The sequence below is a fragment of the Nonomuraea endophytica genome (assembly GCF_014203235.1).
Lineage (GTDB): Bacteria > Actinomycetota > Actinomycetes > Streptosporangiales > Streptosporangiaceae > Nonomuraea > Nonomuraea endophytica.
In genome coordinates this window covers 218,597-241,187 of the sequence record NZ_JACHIN010000001.1, presented here as the reverse complement: position 1 = coordinate 241,187, position 22,591 = coordinate 218,597, and the positions used below count along the sequence as shown (strand labels likewise).

At 70.1% G+C, this 22,591-nt stretch carries 21 protein-coding genes; 11 read left to right on the top strand and 10 right to left on the bottom strand.

Annotation, left to right across the window (positions count from 1 at the left end):
• Positions 1-33 precede the first annotated feature (33 nt).
• Positions 34-1,761 (top strand): substrate-binding and VWA domain-containing protein, encoded by a 1,728-nt coding sequence (locus tag HNR40_RS01060; protein WP_312896139.1) that lies wholly within the window; start codon positions 34-36, stop codon positions 1,759-1,761.
• A 59-nt stretch (positions 1,762-1,820) separates the two neighbouring features.
• Here HNR40_RS01060 and HNR40_RS01055 read toward each other — a convergent pair whose 3' ends face one another.
• From HNR40_RS01055 to cofD, 4 genes are all read right to left on the bottom strand, one after another.
• Complete coding sequence (locus HNR40_RS01055; protein ID WP_246508277.1) at positions 1,821-2,276, bottom strand: DoxX family protein; 456 nt, start codon at positions 2,274-2,276, stop codon at positions 1,821-1,823.
• Complete coding sequence (locus HNR40_RS01050; RefSeq protein WP_184957757.1) at positions 2,248-2,988, bottom strand: lytic polysaccharide monooxygenase; 741 nt, start codon at positions 2,986-2,988, stop codon at positions 2,248-2,250. The genes HNR40_RS01055 and HNR40_RS01050 overlap by 29 nt, the downstream gene beginning before the upstream one ends.
• Before the next feature lie 97 nt (positions 2,989-3,085).
• Positions 3,086-4,174, bottom strand: a complete 1,089-nt coding sequence (locus tag HNR40_RS01045) for a coenzyme F420-0:L-glutamate ligase (RefSeq protein WP_312896138.1) — start codon at positions 4,172-4,174, stop codon at positions 3,086-3,088.
• Positions 4,175-4,398: 224 nt separating this feature from the next.
• Positions 4,399-5,337 carry a 2-phospho-L-lactate transferase gene (gene cofD, locus HNR40_RS01040; RefSeq protein ID WP_184957756.1) on the bottom strand — a complete coding sequence of 313 codons (939 nt, stop codon included), beginning with the start codon at positions 5,335-5,337 and terminating at the stop codon, positions 4,399-4,401.
• 166 nt (positions 5,338-5,503) lie between these two features.
• Here cofD and HNR40_RS01035 point away from each other — a divergent pair, with 166 nt between their 5' ends.
• A complete protein-coding gene (locus tag HNR40_RS01035; RefSeq protein WP_184957755.1) occupies positions 5,504-7,555 on the top strand; it encodes a hypothetical protein in 2,052 nt (683 codons plus the stop codon).
• Between the two features lie 316 nt (positions 7,556-7,871).
• On the top strand, positions 7,872-8,132 hold the full coding sequence (locus HNR40_RS01030) for a WhiB family transcriptional regulator (protein ID WP_184957754.1): 261 nt from the start codon (positions 7,872-7,874) through the stop codon (positions 8,130-8,132).
• 105 nt (positions 8,133-8,237) lie between these two features.
• Here the strand turns inward: HNR40_RS01030 and HNR40_RS01025 are convergent, their stop codons facing one another.
• A complete protein-coding gene (locus tag HNR40_RS01025; RefSeq protein ID WP_184957753.1) occupies positions 8,238-8,663 on the bottom strand; it encodes a metallopeptidase family protein in 426 nt (141 codons plus the stop codon).
• Between the two features lie 148 nt (positions 8,664-8,811).
• Here HNR40_RS01025 and HNR40_RS01020 point away from each other — a divergent pair, with 148 nt between their 5' ends.
• From HNR40_RS01020 to HNR40_RS01000, 5 genes are read left to right on the top strand one after another with little or no spacing between them, the layout of a single operon-like run.
• The gene (locus HNR40_RS01020) at positions 8,812-9,180 is read left to right on the top strand and encodes a DUF3499 domain-containing protein (protein WP_184957752.1); all 369 of its coding nucleotides are present in this window, start codon (positions 8,812-8,814) and stop codon (positions 9,178-9,180) included.
• Between the two features lie 30 nt (positions 9,181-9,210).
• Complete coding sequence (locus HNR40_RS01015) at positions 9,211-10,575, top strand: phosphomannomutase/phosphoglucomutase (protein WP_184957751.1); 1,365 nt, start codon at positions 9,211-9,213, stop codon at positions 10,573-10,575.
• Complete coding sequence (locus tag HNR40_RS01010; RefSeq protein ID WP_221339873.1) at positions 10,572-10,745, top strand: Trm112 family protein; 174 nt, start codon at positions 10,572-10,574, stop codon at positions 10,743-10,745. The genes HNR40_RS01015 and HNR40_RS01010 overlap by 4 nt, the downstream gene beginning before the upstream one ends.
• Complete coding sequence (locus HNR40_RS01005; protein WP_312896137.1) at positions 10,742-11,842, top strand: bifunctional phosphoglucose/phosphomannose isomerase; 1,101 nt, start codon at positions 10,742-10,744, stop codon at positions 11,840-11,842. The genes HNR40_RS01010 and HNR40_RS01005 overlap by 4 nt, the downstream gene beginning before the upstream one ends.
• Before the next feature lie 42 nt (positions 11,843-11,884).
• Positions 11,885-12,805 (top strand): cation diffusion facilitator family transporter, encoded by a 921-nt coding sequence (locus HNR40_RS01000; RefSeq protein ID WP_184957748.1) that lies wholly within the window; start codon positions 11,885-11,887, stop codon positions 12,803-12,805.
• 21 nt (positions 12,806-12,826) lie between these two features.
• Here HNR40_RS01000 and HNR40_RS00995 read toward each other — a convergent pair whose 3' ends face one another.
• The 4 genes from HNR40_RS00995 to HNR40_RS00980 are packed head-to-tail and all read right to left on the bottom strand — an operon-like array spanning position 12,827 to position 17,374.
• Positions 12,827-14,776, bottom strand: coding sequence for a protein kinase domain-containing protein (locus HNR40_RS00995; protein ID WP_184957747.1), 1,950 nt, complete (start codon positions 14,774-14,776; stop codon positions 12,827-12,829).
• A gap of 24 nt (positions 14,777-14,800) precedes the next feature.
• Positions 14,801-15,277, bottom strand: coding sequence for a GerMN domain-containing protein (locus HNR40_RS00990; RefSeq protein ID WP_184957746.1), 477 nt, complete (start codon positions 15,275-15,277; stop codon positions 14,801-14,803).
• A 5-nt stretch (positions 15,278-15,282) separates the two neighbouring features.
• Positions 15,283-16,986 (bottom strand): asparagine synthase-related protein, encoded by a 1,704-nt coding sequence (locus HNR40_RS00985; RefSeq protein WP_184957745.1) that lies wholly within the window; start codon positions 16,984-16,986, stop codon positions 15,283-15,285.
• A gap of 16 nt (positions 16,987-17,002) precedes the next feature.
• A complete protein-coding gene (locus tag HNR40_RS00980) occupies positions 17,003-17,374 on the bottom strand; it encodes a MerR family DNA-binding transcriptional regulator (protein ID WP_184957744.1) in 372 nt (123 codons plus the stop codon).
• A gap of 101 nt (positions 17,375-17,475) precedes the next feature.
• On the opposite strand from HNR40_RS00980, the gene ahcY reads away from it, so the two are divergent.
• The 3 genes from ahcY to HNR40_RS00965 all read left to right on the top strand — a co-directional run bounded on the left by ahcY (position 17,476) and on the right by HNR40_RS00965 (position 21,747).
• Complete coding sequence (gene ahcY, locus HNR40_RS00975) at positions 17,476-18,903, top strand: adenosylhomocysteinase (protein WP_184957743.1); 1,428 nt, start codon at positions 17,476-17,478, stop codon at positions 18,901-18,903.
• Between the two features lie 158 nt (positions 18,904-19,061).
• Positions 19,062-20,288 carry an adenosylhomocysteinase gene (locus tag HNR40_RS00970; RefSeq protein WP_184957742.1) on the top strand — a complete coding sequence of 409 codons (1,227 nt, stop codon included), beginning with the start codon at positions 19,062-19,064 and terminating at the stop codon, positions 20,286-20,288.
• Between the two features lie 91 nt (positions 20,289-20,379).
• Positions 20,380-21,747 (top strand): LVIVD repeat-containing protein, encoded by a 1,368-nt coding sequence (locus tag HNR40_RS00965; RefSeq protein ID WP_376773452.1) that lies wholly within the window; start codon positions 20,380-20,382, stop codon positions 21,745-21,747.
• A 56-nt stretch (positions 21,748-21,803) separates the two neighbouring features.
• Here the strand turns inward: HNR40_RS00965 and HNR40_RS00960 are convergent, their stop codons facing one another.
• Positions 21,804-22,436, bottom strand: coding sequence for a DUF305 domain-containing protein (locus HNR40_RS00960; protein ID WP_184957741.1), 633 nt, complete (start codon positions 22,434-22,436; stop codon positions 21,804-21,806).
• Positions 22,437-22,591 lie beyond the last annotated feature (155 nt).

The following is a 22,591-nucleotide window of genomic DNA, read 5'->3' as shown; positions in this document are numbered from 1 at the left end:
AGAATCGTCACTCCCGAATGGAGAGGTAGCACCGTGCGGTTGGCTCGACACCGCGCCGCTCCGGCGCCTGAGCAGCGGCGGAGGCAGGCGCTCGGCCGGGGCGTGCTGGCGGGGCTGGCGGCCGTGGCGGTTCTGGTCGCCGGTTTCGTGGTCGTCTTCGGCGGTGGCGGCCCCCTGTGCTCGACACGAGAGCCTGTTCTGGTCAGTGTGGCGGCGGCGGTGGACGTGGCGCCTGTGGCGATGCTGGCGGCCGAGCGCTTCAACGAGACGAAGACGGCCACGGGCGGGCGCTGCGTGCTCGTCCAGGTGACCGAGCAGCCGCCCGCGACCGTCCTGCGCACGCTGATCGGCGACCGCGCGGGCGTGCTGCGCCAGCGGCCCGACGGCTGGATCGCCGACTCCTCCGCCTGGATCCGGCTGGCCCGCAAGCAGGGCGCCAGTGCGCTGCCGGCCGGGCAGAGCACGGTGGCGACCTCGCCGCTGGTCTTCGCCACCCGCCAGTCGCTGGCCGAACGCTTCGCGGTGGGCAGGACCGAGATGAACTGGCGCATGGTCTTCCCCTCGACCGTACGCGGGCGGCTGCGCCCCAACGAGAACGAGCCCGACGTGGTACGCGTGCCCGACCCCTCGCTGGCCGGAGCGGGCATCGCCACCGTCGCCGCGGCCAGGGACGTCGTCGGCACCGGCGCCTCGGCCGACCGGGCGCTGACCGCGTTCGTGCGCTGGGCGCAGGCCGGCTCGGCCCCCGACTACCGCTCGATGCTCGCGGCCGTGGACGACCGGGCGTTCTGGCAGCGGCCCGTGGTGATCGTCCCCGAGCAGTCGGTGTACGAGCACAACCGGCGGCCCTCCGCCGACCCGGTGGTCGCCTTACATCCGCGCGAGGGCACCATCAGCCTCGACTACCCCTACGTCGTCACCGCCACCGACCCCGAGGTGGCCGAGGCCTCCACGGTCTTCGCCGACTGGCTGCGCGGCGACGAGGCGCAGGACCTCGTGCGCCGGGCCGGGTTCCGCTCCGGTGACGGCACGCTCGGGCCTATCTCGCCGGGACCGCAGATCCCCGTGGAGACGCCGCGCACCCGGCCGTCCATCTCGCCGACGGAGATCGACGCGGCGCTGCAGGCCTGGAGCAGGCTGGCGCCGGCGACCAACATCCTGGTGCTGGCCGACACCTCCAAGCACATGACCGACCGGCTCGGCACCGCGCTGGCCGCGGCGAAGATCGGGCTGCAGCTCTTCCCCGACTCGACGCACATGGGGATGTGGGAGTTCGCGGACACGCTGGGCCGTACCAAGGGATATCGCGAGCGGGTGGGGCTCGGACCGATCAACGAGCCGGAGTCCGGCCAGGTCGTACGGCGTGGCCGCCTCGACGAGCTGACCTCGGCCATCACCGTCCACCCCGACCTGGACAGCTCGCTGCACGACGCGATCCTGAGCGGCTTTCGCGAGGTCGGCGGCGAGTTCCGCGAGGAGATGAACAACACGCTCCTCGTCATCACCTCGGGCCGGGACGACGGCAAGGGCCTGACCCGCCGTCAGCTGCTCGACCGGCTGCGCGAGGAGTGGGACCCCGACAAGCCCGTGCAGATCGTCATCATCGCCTTCGGTTCAGGCGTCGACCGCGCCGGTCTGTCGGAGATCACCACCGCCACCAACGGCTCGCTGCACGTCGCGCAGGAGCCGGGGGAGATCATCGAGGTGTTCCTGGCCGCGCTGGCGCGCCGCCTGTGCCACCCCACGTGCAAGACCACCTGAGGGGGGCCGCGGGCACCCGCCACCCGCCGCACGGAGCGGGTGCCCGTCCACAAAGACCGCTAGGGGCCTTGGGGAACTTTCATGCGGCGGCGGAGGTGTGCCACCACCGTGTCCAGCGACCACGGGCCGCTCCCGATGAGAACGAGGATCAGGAACGACCAGCAGAAGAGGGCGGCGAGCTCACCGCCGTTGATGAGGGGAAACAGCCCCTTGGGCTGGTGGACGGTGAAATAGGCGTAAGCCATCTCACCCGCGGCGAGGAACGCCGCCGCCCGGGTGGCCAGTCCCAGCAGGACGAGGCCACCTGTGACGAGTTCGATCACCGCGGCCCACCAGGACGGCCATTCTAAGAAGGCCGGTGGAGTGCCGCCACGAGGTCCGCCGAGCACGCCGAAGAGCTTGGCGGCACCGTGACAGGCGAACAGCAGCCCGACCACGATGCGGAACAGTGACACACCCGCGTCACGAACTTGCTGCTGCATGGATTCAGATCCGCTGCCAAAGAGCCGGGACATTGGGTGGTTCCCATCCCGCTATCGCGGTGTGCGACTGGAGGCAACGGTAGGACTGTCCGGCGTAGGTGACGGTGTTGCCCGGTGCGTAGGCGGTGCCTGCCGCCCAGGTGCCACCGGGGTTGGTGGCGGTGGGAGTCGGTGTCGGAGTGGTGGGGGTGGGCGTGGGGGTCGGTGTGGGAGTGGGGGTGGGCTGGCCGGGGCCGCCGCCGATGTTGACGTCGACGCAGGCGTAGAACGCCATGGCGGTGTCGGCGATGTTCCAGATGGCGAGGACCTTCTGGCGGCCGCTGAAGCCGGACAGGTTCACGTTGTGCGTGACCGTGGCTCCCGGTTGCTGCCCGTTTCCTGCGACGTAGCCGACGCGGGTGCCGCCGATGTAGTACTCGTACGACAGCGTCGCGTGGCGGGCGGTGAACGTCCAGCTGAAGCTGGTGGACGAGCCGACGTTCGTCACCGGCCACGGCTTGCTCTCATCGCTGAGCGGAGCCCAGCGTGAGTCGCCCGCGTGGCAGTTGCGCTGGCCCTTGGCGCCTTCGACGCTCTGCGGCTCCCAGACGATGGGTCCGCAGTTCTGCACCTTGCCGAGCTTGCAGTTGTACTGCCTGCTCGGGGGTGAGTTGACGTAGCCGTGGGCGAGCGCGGGGGAAGCGACGAAGATCGTGGCGGATATCGCCACGAGCATCGCGCTGGCTAACGTGAGCACCCTTCTCATAAAAATGCTCCTCTACATGGGGGGATACCCCGAACATAAAGGAAAGTTTCCTAAGGGTAAATGCCTGCTTTACCCCTAAGTGCTGGGAAGAGTCAGATCAGCGCAGCACGATGCGGGCCGCAAAATCTTGGGGCTCCCGGTCCGCGGGGGTCTCGGCGGGATGCCCCACCGCCACCAGAGCGATCGGCCGCCAGCCCTCGGGAAGATCCAGGATCTCCTCCCCGCCGCCCGGCGGCAGCCACGCCGAGCCGAGGCCCTCCATCGCGAGCTGGATCAGCAAGCTCTGCACGGCCGCGCCGGCCCTGGCCGCCGCCTGCTCGCCCGGCTCCGTCACACAGGCCACGACCAGGTACGGGGCCTTCACCAGCTTCTCCCGTACGGCCGGCGACTCCACCAGGGCGAACCGGGTGTGCCCGGCGCCCGGGGCGGTGAAGGCGGCCTCGACGGCCTGCCGTACCAGCCACGGATCGACCGGGTCGTCGGTGAAGTCGCGGATGGTGCGGCGGGCGGGGACGACGTCGCGGGAGCCGTAGCGGAAGAGGTCCTCGTCGGCGGGGCGGATCAGCGGGCGCACGCCGGGACCGTCCTCCCGGGTCAACAGGTGCGCCAGGCCGCGCACCACCGCGACCGGGACGCCCGCCAGCTTGCCCTTGACCAGCTCGGCCGCCGCGGCGATCTCGTCGGCCAGGGCGGTGACGGTGGCGTTCAGGGGGTTGCCGTAGGAGTCCTCGCCGCCGCGGAAGTCCTCAAGGGGGAGCACGCCGGCGGCGCCGATGGCCACGTCGGTGAGGCCGTTGCGCCACGGGCGGCCGAACGTGTCGGAGATGATCACGCCCACGCCCCGGGGAAGGCCGGCGCGGATGCGCCGGGCGGAGGCGTCGCTGTCCTCCGGCAGGAGCAGGACCGTGCCGGGGGCGACGTTGGAGTTGTCGACGCCCGCTGCGGCCATGACGAAGCCGTGGCGGGTCTGGGCGATGACCATGTCACCGCGCCTGGCCACGACGCGCTCGGTCTCCTCCTCGATGGCGGCGGTGCGGTCGGGGGCGTCCCGGAGACGGTTCTCGGCCTTGCTGACGATCTTCGAGGTGATGACCACGATGTCGCCGGGCCGCAGATCCGCCCCCTTGAGCAACGCGGCCAGGTCGTCGCCGGGGCGCACATCGGGCAACCCCAGAACCGGCACCACCCGAACCTCCCCGGGAACACCCCCCTCCAGGGAAACCCCTTCTAGGGAAACCCCCTCCAGGGAAACCCCTTCCGGGGAAACCCTTCCTGGGACGGCCTCTCCAGGTGGTCCTGGGACGGCCTCTCCTGTGGCAGCTCCTTCGGGGATGGTCCCCTCTGGGGAAACCCATTCCGGGGCGGCCCCTTCCGGGTGTGCTGGTTGGGGGGCCGGGGTTTCGGGGGTGGTCATCGGTTGAGGTCCAGGGCCAGGTCGAGGGCGGCGCGGGCGATGTCGGCCGCGGCGTCGGCGTCGTGCATGATCAGCGGTCGGGCCTGCACCCGGATGCCGTCCACGGCCACCCCGTCGTCCTCCGGCGCGACCAGCCAGCCGTCGACCAGGTCCGCGCCGTAGAGCTCCAGCACCGCCTGGGCGCTGGTCTCCACCCCGATCGCGGTCAGGCACGCGTCGGCCATGCCGCGCACGGGCGCGCCGCCGATGATCGGGGAGACGCCCACCACGGTCTTGGCCAGCAGCGCGTCCCTGATGCCGGGCACCTGGAGGATCGTGCCGATGCTCACGACCGGGTTCGACGGCGGCAGGATCACCACGTCGGCCTCCTCGATCGCCTCCAGGACGCCGGGCGCGGGCCGCGCGGTGTCGGCGCCGATCAGCGCGATCGACTCGGCCGGGATCGAGGCGCGCAGCCTGACCCACCACTCCTGGAAGTGGATCGCCCGCCGCCCCTGCTCGTCGGTGATGACGACGTGGGTCTCGCAGCGGTCGTCGCTCATGGGCAGCAGCCGTACGCCCGGCCGCCAGCGCGCGCACAGCGCCTCGGTGATCTGCGAGAGCGGGTAGCCCGCCTCCATCATCTGTGAGCGCACGATGTGGGTGGCGAAGTCACGGTCGCCGAGCCCGAACCACTGCGGCTCCACGCCGTACGCGGCCAGCTCCTCCTTGACCGTGTGCGTCTCCTTCTCCCGGCCCCAGCCCTGCTCCTCGTTGATGCCGCCGCCCAGCGTGTACATCACGGTGTCCAGGTCGGGGCAGACCCGCAGGCCGAAGAGGGTGATGTCGTCGCCGGTGTTGCCGATGACGGTGATCTGGGCGTCGGGGGCGGTGGCGCGCAGACCGCGCAGGAAGCGGGCGCCGCCGATGCCGCCGGCGAGGGACACGATGTGCATGTCGCCCAGTCTTCCATCTGTCCCAGAGGTCAGTCTTACCCCTCCCCATGCCAGAAAAATCCTCGCAATGAGGGACATGTGAGGAATGAGCCTCCTGGGTTCCCCGCCGCGTAAGTCGGTCATGTGGCAAACTCACTGCGGGCCAAAGGGCTCGATGGGGGTAGTTGTGAGCAAACTTGACGTCGCCCGGCTGAAAGAGCCGGCTGCCTGGATCATGCTGGCTGCCGGCGTCACGTCCACGCTGGTGGCCGTAGGCCGGTTTCTGATCGGCGGAGACGGCGCCTATGGATCGAGCATCGGCCTCACCGAGCGCGGCGCCATCTACTTCTCCAGCCTGACCAGCCCGGTCACGATCGCGCTGCTGATCGGCGCGGTGCTGCTACTGACGAAGTTGGGCACCCCGGCCAAGTCCGCCGGGCCGGTCACGATGGTCGCGGCGATCACGCTGTCGGCCATGGCGCTGTTCGGGGTCCTCGCGCTGTTCGTCGCCCTTTTCGCGGGCAACGGCTTCCGCTCCATCCTCGAACTCCTCCTCACCGGCCTGCCCACCCTCGCCCTGACCGTCCTGGCCGCCCTCTACCTCATGCCGCAGGCCCTGCCCGCGCGCCGTCCGGTGACGACGTTCTCGCCGCAGCCCGGCTTCGGCCAGCCTCAGGGGTACGGCCAGCAGAGCTTCGCCCAGCAGCCCGGCTTCACTCCGCAGCCCGGATTCGGCCAGCCCGAATACGCGCAGCAGCCCGAATACGCCCAGCAGCCGGAGTACGCCCAGCAGCCCGCCTCCGGCCAGGCATTCGCCCAGCCCGCCCCGGGCCAGCCCTACGGCCAGCAGCCCGCATCGGGCCAGCAGCCCGCCTACGCCCAGCCCGGCACGGGTCAGCACGGCTTCTCCCAGCCCGGCACAGGTCAGCCCAGCGCCGGTCAGCAGGGCTTCGGCCAGCCCGGCACAGGTCAGCCCAGCGCCGGTCAGCAGGGCTTCGCCCACTCCGGCACAGGTCAGCAGGGCTTCGGCCAGCCCGATAGCGGCCAGCAGGGCTTCGCCGGTGCCGACCCCGGCCAGCAGCCCGGCTACGCCCAGCCCGGCGCCGGTCAGCCCTACGCCCCGCCCGGTCAGCCCCCCTTCGCCCAGTCCGATCCGGGTCAGCCCTTCGGCCAGCAGGGTTTCGGGGCCGAGCAGGACGCGTACCAGAACTTCCAGCAGCCCGCCGCCCCCGAGCCGCCCGCGCCGCAGCCCAGAGCCGCGCTCCCAGCCGCCCCCGAGCCCCAGCAGTACAACCCGGAGCCCCAGCAGTACAGCCAGGACTCCCAGCCTTACAGCCAGGACCCCTACAGCCAGGAGTACGCCCAGCCCGCCCAGAGCGGCGCGTACAACACGCCCGGCTACTCGTCGCAGGACACCCCCAACGTCTACGCGCCGGAGCCCCCCGCCCAGAACGGCTACGACACGGTCGACACCACGCCCCCCAGCAGTGGCTACGCCCCCTCCGACACGGTGCCCCCCTCGGGCGGCTACACCCCGTCGGAGACGATGCCCGACTCCGGCTACACCCCGGCCCCCTACGTCCCGGCCGACAGCCAGCCGGACGTCTACCGCCAGCAGCCCCAGTCCGGCGCGTACGCCGACCCCAACCCGTACGCCCCGCCGCAGAACCAGGACGCCTACTCCACCCCGAGCTCGTTCGCCCCGCCGGAGCCCACCCCCTACGCTCCGGCGGCCGAGGCCCCCAACCCGTACGCGCCGCCCCAGGACGGTCCGGCGGGCGCGCCGTATTATGAGCGCCCGCCCGCGTTCGAGCAGCAGGGCCAGCCGTTCACCGGCGTGCCGGGCCAGGAGTTCGCCCAGCCCCAGCAGCACTACCAGGAGCCGGACCCGCCCGTGGACCCGCGCTCCCAGCAGTTGCTCGACGCCTACCAGCAGGCCGAGCACTATCAGCACTCGACCGCCGGCACCGCACCCGACCTGCGTGTGCCGGACTACACGGGACAGGCGGGCCCCTACGACGACCCGTTCGGGCACCCCCAGCAGCAGCCCCCGGCACCTCAGCAGCCGCAGCAGGCCTACCAGCCCGGCTGGAACGGCGGCGAGTCGCCGGCCGAGTCGACCGTCCGGCTGGACCAGTCGATGTTTCGCGGCGGCGACGCGCTGAACGACCCGCCCAGGCAGGGGGACGACCCGATCGACCCCACCGCCATATACACCCCCAACGAGCCTCGCAGGTAAGGAACTGACAAAGCAGAGCTAGAGAGAAGGTGGGCCACGGGCGGGCGTCAATCCCGCCCTGGTACGGTTTCGACCGCCGAGAGCGCGGAACACGCCAGGTCAAGGCCATGGTTCATGGAAACCGCCGGGCGCGAACACCACATGCCAAACACACCGGGGCGAGATCTGGTCTTTCCCCGGATACCGGCATGCCGCTTGACGTCACGTACGGCACGCGCGTGTAATTACAACCATGTTGTTACGCCTTCCAGTGGGTGGGTAATAGGAAGGCGTTCATGGGGGGCTCCATTGCGGGCGGGCGGCAGGGAGGTGCGCAGTGACCGATCTGGTCATCGCACAGGACCAGCTTGATGCGGAAGAACTCGGCTGGCAGGAGCGCGCACTTTGTGCGCAGACGGATCCGGAGGCGTTCTTCCCGGAGAAGGGCGGCTCCACACGCGAGGCCAAAAAGGTCTGCCGGACGTGTGAGGTCCGAGCCGAGTGCCTGGAATACGCGCTGGAACACGACGAGCGGTTCGGCATCTGGGGAGGGTTGTCCGAGCGGGAACGTCGGCGGATCAAGCGCCAGGCCGTATAGGCGGATATCAGGTTCAGGGGTCACGCGGCATCGTCCGCGTGGCCCCTCGCCATTGTGGTCACCGCCTTGTGGTCACCGCCTTGTGGTCAGCGCCTTGTGGTCAGCTCAGCCGTGGGTGTCGAAGCCCGGATCGACCTCGTCGGGCGAGCGGCCCAGCAGGAACGCCACCTGCTCCACCACCGTGTCGTGCACCAGCGCGCCCAGCGTCTCCCGGTCACGCGAGCGGGCCTCCAGCGGGCGGCGGTAGACCACCACGGAGGCGGGCTGGGCGCCGCGGGCCGGCTCGGCGCGGCCGAACGGGATCGGGCCCGAGCGGCCGGGACCGTCGCCGAGTTCGCTCAGCGGCGGCACCTCCTCGACCGCGAACTCCACCGCCGCCAGCTGCGCCCCCCAGCGCGGCTTGAGCCGCTCGACCGCGTCCAGGACGAAGTCGTCGAAGCGCTCGCCCCTGGACTTCGCGATGGGCACGTGGGAGGGAGCCAGCGGGCCTCGAAGGCCGCGACCGTGGCGGTCACGGCGTCGTGGAGTCATCCCCACAGTTTACGAGGAGCGGCCGCCGTACTGCAGCATTGGTACAGGTGGGTGTAAAGCCTGCGACAGGTGTCCGAATTGTGGCGACACGCTCGTTAAGAGCGCTCAGATAGTGGCGCCTCGGACTCTTACCAGATACGGTCCCTCCGTGAGCCCCGTCCGCCGCTGTTCCCGCACCGCTTGCAGCCAGCCTGCCGTCTTCACGCTCACGTACGTATACGCCGACTCGACCGCTGTTCTCGGCCCTCTGGCGACGTACGCCGAGCCGCACTGCTATGACCTGTGCGCCGAGCACGCCGAGCGGCTCACCGCCCCCCGCGGCTGGGAGGTGGTGCGGCTGCCCACGGACGGCGCCTCACCCAGCTCGGACGATCTCGAAGCGCTCGCCAACGCCGTCAGGGAAGCGGCCAGGCCGAGTCCCTCCGGCACCGAACCCGTCGGCCAGGGAGTCGAGGTCGGCCGCAGGGGCCACCTGCGCGTGCTCCGCTCCGCCCAGCAGCAACGCGGCGACCGGTAGGCTCGTCTCAACGACGACCTAGGAGCTGGAGTGGGCGATCTCGCCAAGATCTTCAAGGCCTACGACGTACGCGGCGTGGTGCCTGACGAGCTGGACGAGCCGATCGCCGAAGCCGTGGGGGCGGCCTTCGTCGACGTGACCGGCGCGACCTCGCTGGTCGTGACGCGGGACATGCGCGCATCGGGAGTCGCGCTGGCCGGAGCCTTCATCCGGGGGGCCACCGGCCGCGGAGCCGACGTGATCGACACCGGGCTCGGCTCCACCGACCTGCTCTACTACGCCAGCGGCAGCCTCGACCTGCCCGGCGTGATGTTCACCGCCAGCCACAACCCGGCCCGCTACAACGGCCTGAAGATGTGCCACGCGGGCGCGGTGCCGGTCGGCGCCGACACCGGGCTCACCGCCGTGCGCGACCGCGCCGCCGAACTGCTCGCCTCCGAACTGCTCGCCCCCGGCTTGGAGCCGGGCGCGACCCGCGGCTCCGTCACCGAGAAGGACCTGCTCCAGGGCTACGCCGCGCACCTGCGCGGACTGGTCGACCTGAGCGCGATCCGGCCCCTGCGGGTCGTGGTCGACGCCGGCAACGCGATGGGCGGCCACACGGTGCCCGCGGTCTTCGACGGCCTGCCGATCGAGGTGACGCCGCTCTTCTTCGAGCTCGACGGCACCTTCCCCAACCACGAGGCCAACCCGCTGGAGCCGGAGAACCTGGTCGACCTGCAGCGCGCGGTCATCGAGACCGGCGCCGACCTCGGCCTGGCCTTCGACGGCGACGCCGACCGCTGCTGGGTGATCGACGAGCGGGGCCGCTCGGTCTCGCCGTCGGCGGTCACCGCGCTGGTCGCCGCCCGCGAGCTGGCCAAGCACCCGGGCGCCAAGATCATCCACAACCTGATCACCTCGCAGGGCGTGCCGGAGATCGTCCGCGAGCACGGCGGAGTCCCGGTACGCACCCGCGTGGGCCACTCCTTCATCAAGGCCGAGATGGCCGCCACCGGCGCTGTCTTCGGCGGGGAGCACTCCGCCCACTACTACTTCCGCGACTTCTGGTTCGCCGACTCGGGGATGCTGGCCGCCATGCACGTGCTGGCCGCCCTCGGGGAGCAGGCGAGCCCGCTGTCGGAGGTCGTGGCCGCCTACTCGCGCTACCACGCCTCCGGTGAGATCAACAGCACCGTCGCCGACCAGGCGGCCGCGCTGACCAGGGTCCGCGAGACGTTCGGCGGCCGGGGCTCCTTCGACGAGCTCGACGGGCTGACCGTGAGCGGCTCCGGCTGGTGGTTCAATCTGCGTGCGTCCAACACCGAGCCGCTGCTCAGGCTCAACACAGAAGCGGCCGACGAAGGCAAGATGACGGCGATCAGGGACGAGGTCCTCGCCGTCGTGAGGAGTTGAAAGTGAAGATCGACGACTGGCTGCTCGAGATCCTGGCCTGCCCGGCGTGCAAGTCCGCGCTGCGTGCCGAGGCGGAGGCAGACGAGCTGGCCTGCACCGGATGCGGTCGCGTCTATCCCGTGCGCGACGACATCCCCGTCCTGCTGGTCGACGAGGCCAGGACTCCGTGAATTGGGAGTCCGACCGGCTCGATGACCAGCGATTCCTTACCGACAACGATCCCGGCGGCATGCTGCTGGCGGTCGCCGCCTCCGCCGCGCAGGTGCGGATGGGGCAGCGCGCCGCTGCCGAAGCCGGCCTCGCGGAGCTGCGTGGCCGGCCGAGAGCCGTCGTGGTCGTGGGCATGGGCGGCTCGGCGATCGTCGGCGACATCCTGGCGGCCGTCGCCGGTCAGGGCGCGCCGCTGCCGATCCTGACCGTCCGCTCCTATCAGCTTCCCGGCTGGGTGGGCGCGACCGACCTGGTGTTCGCGGTGTCGGCCTCCGGCGGCACCGAGGAGACGCTGTCGGCCGCCACCGAGGCGGTCAGGCGCGGCTGCACGCTCGTGGCCGTCGCCTCTCCCGACTCGCCGCTGGAGTCGGTGGCCAGGCAGGCCGGCGGCATCTTCGTGCCGGTGTCGGCGACCGGGCAGCCTCGGGCCAACGTGTGGCTGCTGGCCGTACCGCTGATCGTGGCCGCGGCGGGGCTGGGGCTGGTGCGCGCGGACGAGGCGCTGATCGAGGGCGTGGCGAAGTCGCTGGAGGACATCGCGCACCGCTGCCGTCCCTCCAGTGAGTCGTTCATCAACCCGGGTAAGCAGCTGGCGATGGAACTTGCCGAGAGCGTGCCCATGATCTGGGGTTCGTCGCAGGTGAGCGGGGTCGCGGCGTACCGGATGGCCTGTCAGCTCAACGAGAACGCCAAGTATCCGGCGGTCTTCGGCGAGCTGCCCGAGGCCAACCACAACCAGGTGGTCGCCTTCGACGGCCCGCTGGCCAAGCGCGACATCTTCGCCGACGACGCCGGGCGCTCGCTGCGGCTGGTGATGATGCGGGACGCCGACGAGCACCCGCAGGTCACCCGGCGGCGCGAGGCGTCGGTGCGGATGGCCAGGGACCGCGACGTCGCGCTCACCGAACTCACGGCCGAGGGCGCTCATCCGCTCGAACGGCTGGCCTCCCTCATCGCACTCGGCGACTTCGCCAGCACCTACCTGGCGCTCGGTTATGGCATCGATCCGACCCCAGTGACAGCGATCACAGAACTTAAGGCAAGAATTTCCCAATAAGATCCGGGGATTGATCGATCGACCTATGAGTGGAGATTCCCAGTGAGCGCGAGTGGCGGTACCAAAGCGATCGTCGCGGCTCTGGCCGCGAACCTGGCCATCGCCGTGGCCAAGTTCGTGGCCTTTGTTTTCACCGGCTCGTCCTCGATGCTGGCGGAGTCCATCCACTCGGTCGCGGACTCGGGCAACCAGGCCCTGCTGCTGATCGGTGGCAAGCGGGCCCAGCGGGAGCGGACCAAGGAGCATCCGTTCGGCTATGGCCGTGAGCGCTATTTCTACGCGTTCGTCGTGGCGGTGGTGCTGTTCACGATCGGCTCGGCTTTCTCGATCTATGAGGGCATCCACAAGCTGGGCTCGCACGAGCCGCTGGGGAACCTCAGCTGGGCCATCGGCGTGCTGATCTTCGCGATCATCGCCGAGAGCTTCTCCTTCCGCACCGCGATCAAGGAGTCGAACTTGGTGCGCGGCAACCAGGGCTGGGTGGAGTTCATCCGCCGCTCGAAGTCGCCCGAGCTGCCGGTCATCGTGCTGGAGGACCTCGGTGCGCTGCTCGGCCTCATCTTCGCGCTGTTCGGCGTCTCGATGGCGGCCATCACCGGCGACCCCGTCTGGGACGCCGTCGGCACGCTGATGATCGGTGTGCTGCTCGGCATCATCGCCATCATCCTGGCCATCGAGACGAAGTCGCTGCTGCTGGGCGAGGGCGCGTCGCCCGACGTCGAGCAGCAGATCAGGTCGGCTCTGGAGAACGCCCCCGAGGTCACCCGCGTGATCCACATGCGCACGCTGCACCTCGGGCCGGAAGAGCTGCTGGTCGCCGCCAAGATCGCGGTCGAGCACGACGACACCGCGGCCGAGGTGGCGCGCGGCATCGACGAGGCGGAGCAGCGCATCCGCGCGGCGGTGCCGATCGCCCGGGTCATCTACCTGGAGCCGGACCTGGACCGCACCCCGTCCGCCTGACGCACGCCCCGGCTGGGTCTCCTATTCGGGGGCCCAGACGGCGGTGAAGAACGGGTGGTCCGCGGTGCCCGACACCTGCAGAGCGGCCGGGTAGTAGCCCTTCGGGGCGATCTGACGGAGCTTGGTGCGGTAGGCGTCCGGGGTGAGGTCGCCGTAGTGGAAGTAGGCGCTCTTCTCCTTGCGCCACACCGTGCTGTACCTGCGATCCGGGGTGGCCGCCACCATCGTCGGGCGGTAGCCCCGCGCGTGCAGGCGGTCGTAGGCGCGCTTGTGCCGGGCCCACCCGAGGTCCACGGTGGCCTGCCAGGCGGGGGTGCCCACGTTGGGCTCCCAGACGGCTGCGTAGCGGCGGTTGCCGGCCGGGCCGTAGGCCGAGACCCAGCGCAGGGTCATGCGGCCGCGATCCTGGTAGTGGCGGAGCTTGTCCTGGAACTGGGCCTTGGTCATCCGCCAGAAGCTGTGGTTGACGGCGGGGCCGTCCTGCTTGACCAGCACGCCGGCGTACTTGGCGTTCTCCCACGCGCCCAGCCCCGCGATCAGCTTGAGCCGGTAGCCGGCGGCCGTCGCGCGGGTCAGGAAGCGCTTGGCGGCGTCCGGGTTCAGGCCGTGGAACAGCCGCAGGGCCGGCCCCGGGCGCTTCACCCACACCGCCGTATATCGCTCGCCCGGCGCCAGGCTCAGCGACGTCGGCCGGAACCCGGCCGCGACCAGCTTGGCGGCGCGGGCGGCATGCGCGGCCCGGGGGAGGTTGTAGTAGATCCGCACGTTCCCGGTGGTCTGGGCTTTCGGGTACGGCGACGCGGGCTCGGCCGTCGGGGGCCGGGTGTTGCCTGGCTCCGCGGACTTGCCCGGTTTGCGGGTCGGGGCGGTGGAGGGGACCTCGGTGGCCTGTCCGGCGGACTTGCCCGGCGGTGGCTCGGTGCCGGGTTGCCGGGCGGCGGCGGTGACTCCGGGGTCGGGGGTGCCGGCCGTACCGGAGTCGAAGGCTCTGACCGCGAAGACGCCGCCGACCGCGGCGGCGACACCCACCAGCGCCCCCACGACCCGCACGGCCCTCCCACGGGCTCTCCCGCGGCTGCCAGGCGTCTCCACCCGGCCCGGGGCGGCCGTCTCCTGACTTGGTGCCGCCTCCGCGGGTACCGGCTCGACCGCCTTCGGCCTGCCGATGGGCGGGAGGTGGCCGACGGTGGTGAGTTCGAGGAGGAGGCCGGCCGCGGTGGGGCGGGCGGCGCAATCCTTGGCCAGGGCGGCGGCCACCGGGGTGCGCAGGGGCTCCGGCAGTGGCGACAGGTCGGGGGAGTCGTTGAGTATCCGGTGCATGACGGCGGGGATCTCCGCCGCGTGGAAGGCGTGGCGGCCCGTGGCGGCGAAGTACACGACCGCGCCCCAGGCGAACACGTCGGAGGGCGACTCGGCGCGGTGGCCGAGGAACGACTCGGGGGCCAGGTAGAGGGGCGTGCCGACGACGTTGCCCGAGGTGGTGGCTGTCATGTCGGAGGCACGCGCCAGGCCGAAGTCGATCAGGCGCGGCCCGTCGGGTCCGAGCAGCACGTTGGCCGGCTTGAAGTCGCGGTGGACGATCCCGGCCCGGTGGATGGCGGCCAGCGCCATCATGAGCCCGGAGGCCAGCCGCATGAGGGGTTCGGGCGCGAACGGGCCGGCGGTGGAGACGGCGCGCGCGAGGCTGGGGCCCTCCACGTACTCGCTGGCGATGTACGGCCGGGGCCCGTCGAGCGAGGCGTCGACGATGCGGGCGATCCAGGCGGGGGAGACGCGCTGGGCGGCGGCCAGTTCCTTGGCGAAACGGTCGCGGAGCTGCGCGTCGCCCCTGGTGTGCAGCACTTTCAGGGCGAGTTGCCGTCCGTCGGCGGCCTCGGCGAGGTAGACCACGCCTTGGCCGCCGTCGCCCAGCCGGCCGCGCAGGCGGTAGCCGGCGATCGTCTGCGGATCATCAGACGTCAGGGGCTGCATTCACGGGATATTAGAGGAATCGGGCTACTCGTGCCCGGTCAGGCAGGATGTCCCGGCGTCGGTCTGGTCGAACAGACACCGGCCTTCCTTGTCCAGCGTCACGACCTTCTTCACGGCCTTGAACTGCAGCAACGTCTTGCCGATCGTGTGCAGGACGCGGGCGTCGCCGCCCACGCCGAGTCCGTAGACGGTCCGGCAGAATCGCAGCGTCGCCGTTCCTGAGGCAATCTTCAGCTGGAAGTCGGCGCCGCAGTCGGAACGGCCGCGGATCTGCGCGCCCAGCTCGGAATGGAGGCCCCGGCTCTTCTCCGCCTTGGTGGGGCCGTTGATCAGCTGTTCGACGGAGAAGCGGGCGACGCCCCGGTCGGGCGCCTTGCGGATCACGGCCACGGTCTTGCCGGGGATGCCGAAACCCTTCGAGAAGTAGACCTTGACGGTCTGAGCGGTGCCCGCGTGCGCGGGTGAGATGGCCAGGACCACTGCCATCAGCAGCTCTTTCATGCTTGTTATGACGCAATCAGCGGACGCTTGGTTGGCACCGTCACCCGCCCGCGCGAGGCGGTCCCCGGCGCGGTGAGATCGGCGCCGAGCAGCCCGGCCACCGTGTACAGATGCCAGACGAGCGCGGGCTTGACCAGCCTGCCGCCGTCGAAGAGCGCGGGCACCTTGTCCAGGCGCACGATCTCGCCCAGCCGGGCGCACGCGACGATCGTCTCCCGCAGTTCCTCGGCGAGCTCCTGTCCCGGTTCGGTCCGCCAGTTCCAGGGCTTGGGCTTCGGGGCGGTGATGTGCCGGGTCGCCTTGTGCCGCCAGCGCGCGAGCAGGCCCTCGGTGCGGAAACGCCACGGCCGGCCCTCCAGCGGCACCTCGGCGAGCGCGGGCGCGAACGTCCTGATGAGCCGGTGGACCAGCCGCTCCGACCGGCGGACGCCCGGGTCCATGCCGAGTGCGGCGCGGACCACCCGGTTGTCCAGGAACGGCTGCACCGGCGTGCCCTGGCGCAGCATCGCGGCCCGCGCGGCGGCGTGCCAGCGGCCCACGCGGAAGCGCACGTACAGGTGGTCGGGCACGTGGAGGGCGTCCGAGCTCCAGGCCAGATCCTCGGCGTGGGCGTTGGCCGTCTCGGTGAACAGGCCGCGGTTGGACAGGAACAGCGTCTCGGTGCGCCGGAGCACCGCCTCGGGCGTGGTCTCCTCCATGCCGGACAGGTAGCCGCCGCGCAGGATCTCCCCGTTGTGCCCGCCCAGCCGGGGGACGGCGCTGTAGGGGGCGTCGGCGGTGATGTTCTCGTAGGCCGACAGCATGCCCTCGCAGGCGCGCAGGATGTGATGGACCCGGTCGGCCGGGTGCACGACGGACAGTTCGTTCGCGGTGGTGAGGACCGGTGTGGTCACCTCGTGCTCCACGCCGAGCGCCGCGGCCACCTGGCGGGCCACCACCACGTCGGGATGGTCGTCGAAACCCGAGGTGAAGGCGCGGAACGGGATGCCCGCCCCGTGCAGCAGCGCCGCGATCAGGCGGCTGTCGCGGCCGCCGGTCAGCGTGACGCGCACCGGGTCCGGGCCGCCTGCGAGCGGGCGCACCGCCTCCAGCATGCGCTCGGCCACCTGCGCGGCGCCGGTACGGCCACGCCCCACGGGCAGCGGCTCGGTGGTCACCGTCAGCCGGTCGCCGATCTCCAGGGTCGAGGCAGGAGGCAGGGCGCGTACCCCGGCGTAAGGGGTTTCCTCGGACAGGAAGTAGCCCTGTCTGGCCACGGACTGCAGGGCCGCCATGTCGTAGCGGACGCCGTCGTGGGCGGCCAGCCGTACCAGGAGGGCGCGGTTTCCCACCACGAACAGGTCGGGCGTCTCGGCGTAGTAGACGGGGTCGGCGGGCGCGATCGAGGTCGAGGCGGTGATGCCGTGCTCGTGGGCGCGCAGGAGGGCGAAGCAGCCGGGCTGTCCGGCGGCGGGTCCGTCGCCGGGGTCGCCCGGATGGTGCCCGGCGACGACGGTGATGCCGCCGGGGCCGGACGGAGGCTCCCAGCCGGGTTCGTTGGTCCAGGTCAGCACGTGCACGCCGCCGTTCCCCGCGGTCCACTCGTGCGCCCTGACGCGCTCGGGGGCGACGGGGAAGGCCGCCGCGATCGACTCGCGGGCGCGCTGGACCGCTTGGCCCAGGGCCTCCTGGCGATGTGGACGTGCCGAAACTGCCAGGAAAACCCTCATGACGCCCCCCGACGCGCTAGCGATCACCTTTCCTGGGGTTGGATGCGGGGGACTGTCCGGAAGTTCGCAAAAGGCGGAGCGCCTTCTCCTTCTCGAAGTCGAGCGCGCGCCGCGGTGCCTGCAGTCGGCCGATGCGAATGCCCAGCTCACGCACGGCCTGGGCGACCGCGGGCTCGCTCAGCACGCGCAGCGCGAAGGCCAGTTCGGCGGGGGAGACGTCGAAGCGCCGCTCCAGGTCCACGCCCTGGGCGACGGCCTGGAGTTCTTCGTCACCGAAGCGCCGGTGAGCGCCCTGCTCGCGTACCGGGGGCAGAAGGCCCAGCGCTTCGCGGTATCTGAGCATTCTGGGCGACATTCCAAGGCGCTTCGCAGCCTCCGTAATCCGCATTCTTACATTCTTACGTCAGATTCGGGGTCTGTGAGTCGCGACCGGCTTCATCTGGTGCCTAAACTCGCAGGCGACAACTTCGTGATACGAGGGGAACCCAGATGGACTTCAAGGTCGCCGACCTTTCGCTGGCCGAGTTCGGGCGCAAGGAGATCCGGCTCGCCGAGCACGAGATGCCCGGCCTCATGGCGGTACGCAAGGAGTACGCGGCCTCCCAGCCCCTGCGCGGCGCGAAGATCATGGGCTCGCTGCACATGACGATCCAGACCGCCGTGCTCATCGAGACGCTGGTCGCGCTGGGCGCCGAGGTCCGCTGGGTGAGCTGCAACATCTTCTCCACCCAGGACCACGCCGCCGCCGCGGTCGTCGTCGGCCCCAACGGCACCGTCGACGACCCGCAGGGTGTGCCGGTCTTCGCCTGGAAGGGCGAGACGCTGGAGGAGTACTGGTGGTGCACCGACCAGGCGCTCGCGTGGCCGGGTGGGGACGGCCCCAACATGATCCTGGACGACGGCGGCGACGCCACGCTGCTGGTCCACCGGGGCGCCGAGTACGAGAAGGCCGGCGCCGTGCCCTCCGCCACCGACAGCGACCCGGAGGAGTGGCACGTCATCATCGACCTGCTCAAGCGCACGGTCGGTGACGAGAAGCGCTGGACCAAGACCGCCGAGCGCATCAAGGGCGTCACCGAGGAGACCACGACCGGCGTCCACCGCCTGTACGAGATGTTCAAGAACGGCACGCTGCTGTTCCCGGCCATCAACGTCAACGACTCGGTCACCAAGTCGAAGTTCGACAACAAGTACGGCTGCCGCCACTCCGTCATCGACGGCCTCAACCGCGCCACCGACGTGCTCATCGGCGGCAAGGTGGCCGTGATCTGCGGCTACGGCGACGTCGGCAAGGGCTGCGCCGACGCGCTGAGGGGCCAGGGCGCCCGCGTCATCGTCACCGAGATCGACCCGATCTGCGCCCTCCAGGCGGCCATGGACGGCTTCCAGGTCACCACGCTGGACGAGGTCGTCGGCATCGCCGACATCTTCGTGACCACGACCGGCAACTTCGACATCATCCGCGCCGACCACATGGCGAAGATGAAGCACCAGGCGATCGTCTCCAACATCGGCCACTTCGACAACGAGATCGACATGGCCGGCCTGATCAAGACCGAGGGCATCGTCCGCAACAACATCAAGCCCCAGGTCGACGAGTGGATCTTCCCTGACGGCCACAGCATCATCGTGCTGGCCGAGGGCCGCCTGATGAACCTCGGCTGCGCCACCGGCCACCCGAGCTTCGTCATGTCGAACTCCTTCACCAACCAGGTCATCGCGCAGATCGAGCTCTTCGCGAAGACCGAGGAGTACCCGATCGGCGTCTACGTCCTGCCCAAGCACCTGGACGAGAAGGTCGCCCGCCTGCACCTGGACGCGCTCGGCGTCAAGCTCACGACCCTCACCAAGGAGCAGGCCGAATACATCGGCGTCGACGTCGAAGGCCCCTACAAGCCGGACCACTACCGTTACTAATTTCTGAGTTACGGCAAGCCATCCCCACCCCACCCGCCGACCCGCGCGGGCGCCGATCGTGGGGGTCGCTTCTCACGTCGGACGTGGTGCTCGCCGTTACGGCGCCCCCTTGACCGCCTGGGTGGTCTTGGGGGCGCCGCCGTACATGGGAGAAGTCGATGGAGCTCGGAGAGCGCAGGATCAGTTGGGCGGCTCGGGCCATGCCTGTGCTGACGGCCATCGGGGCGCGCTTTGACGATGAGAAGCCGCTTTCCGGGTTGACCATCGCGGCCTGCCTGCATGTGACTGCCGAGACCGCTGTGCTCATGGGGGCCTTGCGGGCCGGCGGCGCGCGGATCGCCCTGGCGGCGTCCAATCCGTTGTCCACTCAGGATGATGTGGCCGAGGCGCTGGGTGGGTATGACATTTCGGTTTATGCGCGGGCCGGGGTGGATCGGGGGACCTACTACCGGCATATTCATCAAGCGTTGGATATTTCGCCTGATCTGGTGCTTGATGATGGGTGTGACCTGGTCAACATCCTGCACACCGAGCGGACTGATCTGCTCGGGCAGGTTTCCGGGGGGTGTGAGGAGACCACGACCGGGGTCATCCGGTTGCGGCAGATGTCGGCCGAAGGGGCGCTGCGGTTTCCCGTTGTCGCCGTCAACGACACTCGGACCAAGCGGATGTTCGACAACCGCTATGGGACCGGGCAGTCGACGCTTGACGGGATCATGCGCGCCACCAACACCATGCTGGCCGGCAAGACCGTGGTCGTGGCCGGGTTCGGCTACTGCGGGCGTGGGGTGGCCGAGCGGGCCAAGGGGCTGGGCTCCCGGGTGGTCGTCACCGAGGTGGACCCGGTCAAGGCGCTGGACGCCACGCTCCAGGGCTACGAGGTCATGGGGATGGGGCGGGCGGCCGAGGAGGGCGACGTGTTCATCACCGTCACCGGCAACCGCGACGTGATCAGGGGCGAGCATCTCGCGGTGATGAAGGACGGGGCGATTCTCGCCAACGCCGGGCACTTCGACGTGGAGATCGACGTGCGGGCGCTCGACGGGCTCGGCGTGGAGGTGCACCGCGGGGTGCGGCCCAACACCGACGAGTACGTGCTGGCAGACGGGCGCCGCCTGCTGCTGCTCGCCGAGGGGCGGCTGGTCAACCTGACGGCGGCCGAGGGGCATCCGGCGGCGGTCATGGACCTGTCGTTCTCGGCCCAGGCGCTGGCCGTGACCTGGCTGGCCAAGGAGCGATTCGGGCTGGCTCCGGGCGTCTACGACGTACCAGGGGAGATCGACGTGGAGGTCGCGCGGCTCAAGCTGGCCGCGACCGGGGTGGAGATCGACACGCTCACCGCCGAGCAGGAGGAGTACCTGCACTCGTGGCGTTACGGCTCCTGAGTGTGTGACAGAAAGCGGACAAACCCAAGTTCGATCACAAGATAGGCGGATAATTCGGGGCACTCCCATCCGTAGGAGGCCTCCGGTGAGAATCACCGTCTTATCCTCCCGCCTGGCTGCCATAGCAGCTCTGGCTCTGGCCACCGTCATGGCCGGGACGCCCGCGAACGCCGCGGACGACGTCGTCAAGAGCGACAACATCCGTCTGGAAGCGCACCTCGGCCTGCCGGCGGGCGCCGCCATCAACAGCGACCTCGCCTTCCAGGGCGACTACGCCTACGTCGGCAACTTCAACGGGTTCTCCATCTACAACATCAGGAATCCCAGGTCGCCCCAGCTCGTCAGCTCGGTGAGCTGTCCGGGCGGCCAGATGGACGTGACGATCCTGGGCGACATCCTGGTCACCTCCGTCGACTCCTCCCGCAACAACGACTCCTGCCAGAGCACGCCGCAGAGCGCGACGGTCAAGGAGTCCTGGGAGGGCGTGCGGATCTTCGACGTCAGCGACAAGACCAACCCCAGGTACGTCAAGTCGGTCGAGACGAACTGCGGCTCGCACACGCACACCCTGGTGCCGGCCAGAGGACGCGACGCCAAGAAGTTCTTCTACGTCTACGTCTCCTCCTACTCGCCCGCGGCCAACTTCCCCGACTGCCAGCCGCCGCACGACAAGATCTCGGTCGTGAAGGTGCCGATCGCCAACCCGGCCGCCGCCTCCCTGGTGGGCACGCCGGTCGTCTTCCCCGACGGCGGCAACGAGACCCAGCCCGGTCTGCTGCTGCCCACCAGCGGCTGCCACGACATCACCGTCTACGCCGAGAAGGACATCGCCGCCGGCGCCTGCATGGGCGATGGCGTGATCTTCGACATCCGCGACCGGGAACGGCCACGGATCAAGGCCAGGACGACCGACCCGAACTTCGCGTTCTGGCACTCGGCCACGTTCAACAACGACGGGAACAAGGTCGTCTTCACCGACGAGCTCGGCGGCGGCACCGCGCCCATGTGCACCGCCGCGCAGGGCCCGAACCTCGGCGCCGACGCGATCTACGAGATCCGCGGGCACCGGCTGGTCTTCAAGAGCTACTACAAGATCTCCCGCCTGCAGACCGACCAGGAGAACTGCGTCGCCCACAACGGCTCGCTGCTGCCGGTCAAGGGCCGCGACATCATGGTCCAGGCGTGGTACCAGGGCGGCCTGTCGGTGTGGGACTTCACCGACTCCTCGCGGCCCAAAGAGATCGCCTTCTACGACCAGGGTCCGGTCGACCCGACGCAGCTCGTGCTGGGCGGCTACTGGTCCACGTACTACTACAACGGCTATATCTACGGCAGTGAGATCGCCCGCGGGTTCGACGTGCTCAAGGTCGACGACCGGCGGACGAACCCGGCCAACCGCGTGAAGCAGTCCCTGCTCAACGCGCAGACCCAGTCCCGCTATCCCGAGCGCGGCTGGTAAAGCCCTTCTCCGGGGTACGGCCCGCGGCCCGGCGGGCCGTACCCACTGAGAAGCTTCTAGAGCTCGCCCTGGATCTGCTGCATGCGGCGGATCTCGGCCGCCTGGGTGACGCCCACGTCGTTGGCCAGTTCCTCGACCCTGATGTGCGAGCCGCCCTTGAGCACCTGCTCGGTCATCGTGAGCGCGCCCAGGTGGTGCTTGATCATCAGGTCCAGGAAGAGCTTGTCGAACGCCTTGCCGGTGGCGGCCTTGAGCGCGGCCATCTGCTCCGGCGTGGCCATGCCCGGCATGCCCTGGTGCTGGGCGTGGTGCTCGGGCACCTTCTGGCTCTGCTCCTGGAGCCAGGTGGTCATGTACTGGATCTCGGGGCCCTGGGCGTCCTTGATCCGCGCAGCGAGACCCTTGACCCTGGCCGCCTCGGCCCGGTTCGGGGCGAGCACCGACATGTCCAGCGCTTGGCGGTGATGGATGACCATGTCCTGCATGTACTTGATGTCGGCGGCGTTGGCCGTCGGCGACGGTACGGCGGTGACGGCCTCGGAGGGCGACAGCGTCTTGGCGTTCTCCCCGGGGCGGCCCGGCGCGATGACGGGAGCCGTGGAGTCGGCACGAGGGGGTGTCTCCTTCTCGCCGGTGCAACCGGCGAGGGCGACAACCGCGCCCATGACGACGATGAGCGCGACGCGCAACTGGCCTCCCTGACTACCCCATGCCGTAGAAGCGCACTCTAGACGACGACCGCGCCGGTTGGAAGACGGCAAATTGCTACAAACTTTGACAGCTTGCGTGCTGGTCAAATGACCGTTTTCGTACGAAAATTTCTTCATTTATGCCCCCTTTATAG

What these genes read in the sequence shown, in the direction of transcription:
- HNR40_RS00970 (WP_184957742.1), top strand. Translation starts at nt 19,062, where the DNA reads ATGGAGCTCGGAGAGCGCAGGATCAGTTGGGCGGCTCGGGCCATGCCT.
- ahcY (WP_184957743.1), top strand. Translation starts at nt 17,476, where the DNA reads ATGGACTTCAAGGTCGCCGACCTTTCGCTGGCCGAGTTCGGGCGCAAG.
- HNR40_RS00990 (WP_184957746.1), bottom strand. Translation starts at nt 15,277, where the DNA reads ATGAAAGAGCTGCTGATGGCAGTGGTCCTGGCCATCTCACCCGCGCAC.
- cofD (WP_184957756.1), bottom strand. Translation starts at nt 5,337, where the DNA reads ATGCACATCGTGTCCCTCGCCGGCGGCATCGGCGGCGCCCGCTTCCTG.
- HNR40_RS00980 (WP_184957744.1), bottom strand. Translation starts at nt 17,374, where the DNA reads ATGCGGATTACGGAGGCTGCGAAGCGCCTTGGAATGTCGCCCAGAATG.
- HNR40_RS01050 (WP_184957757.1), bottom strand. Translation starts at nt 2,988, where the DNA reads ATGAGAAGGGTGCTCACGTTAGCCAGCGCGATGCTCGTGGCGATATCC.
- HNR40_RS01055 (WP_246508277.1), bottom strand. Translation starts at nt 2,276, where the DNA reads ATGTCCCGGCTCTTTGGCAGCGGATCTGAATCCATGCAGCAGCAAGTT.
- HNR40_RS00985 (WP_184957745.1), bottom strand. Translation starts at nt 16,986, where the DNA reads ATGAGGGTTTTCCTGGCAGTTTCGGCACGTCCACATCGCCAGGAGGCC.
- HNR40_RS00995 (WP_184957747.1), bottom strand. Translation starts at nt 14,776, where the DNA reads ATGCAGCCCCTGACGTCTGATGATCCGCAGACGATCGCCGGCTACCGC.
- HNR40_RS01025 (WP_184957753.1), bottom strand. Translation starts at nt 8,663, where the DNA reads ATGACTCCACGACGCCGTGACCGCCACGGTCGCGGCCTTCGAGGCCCG.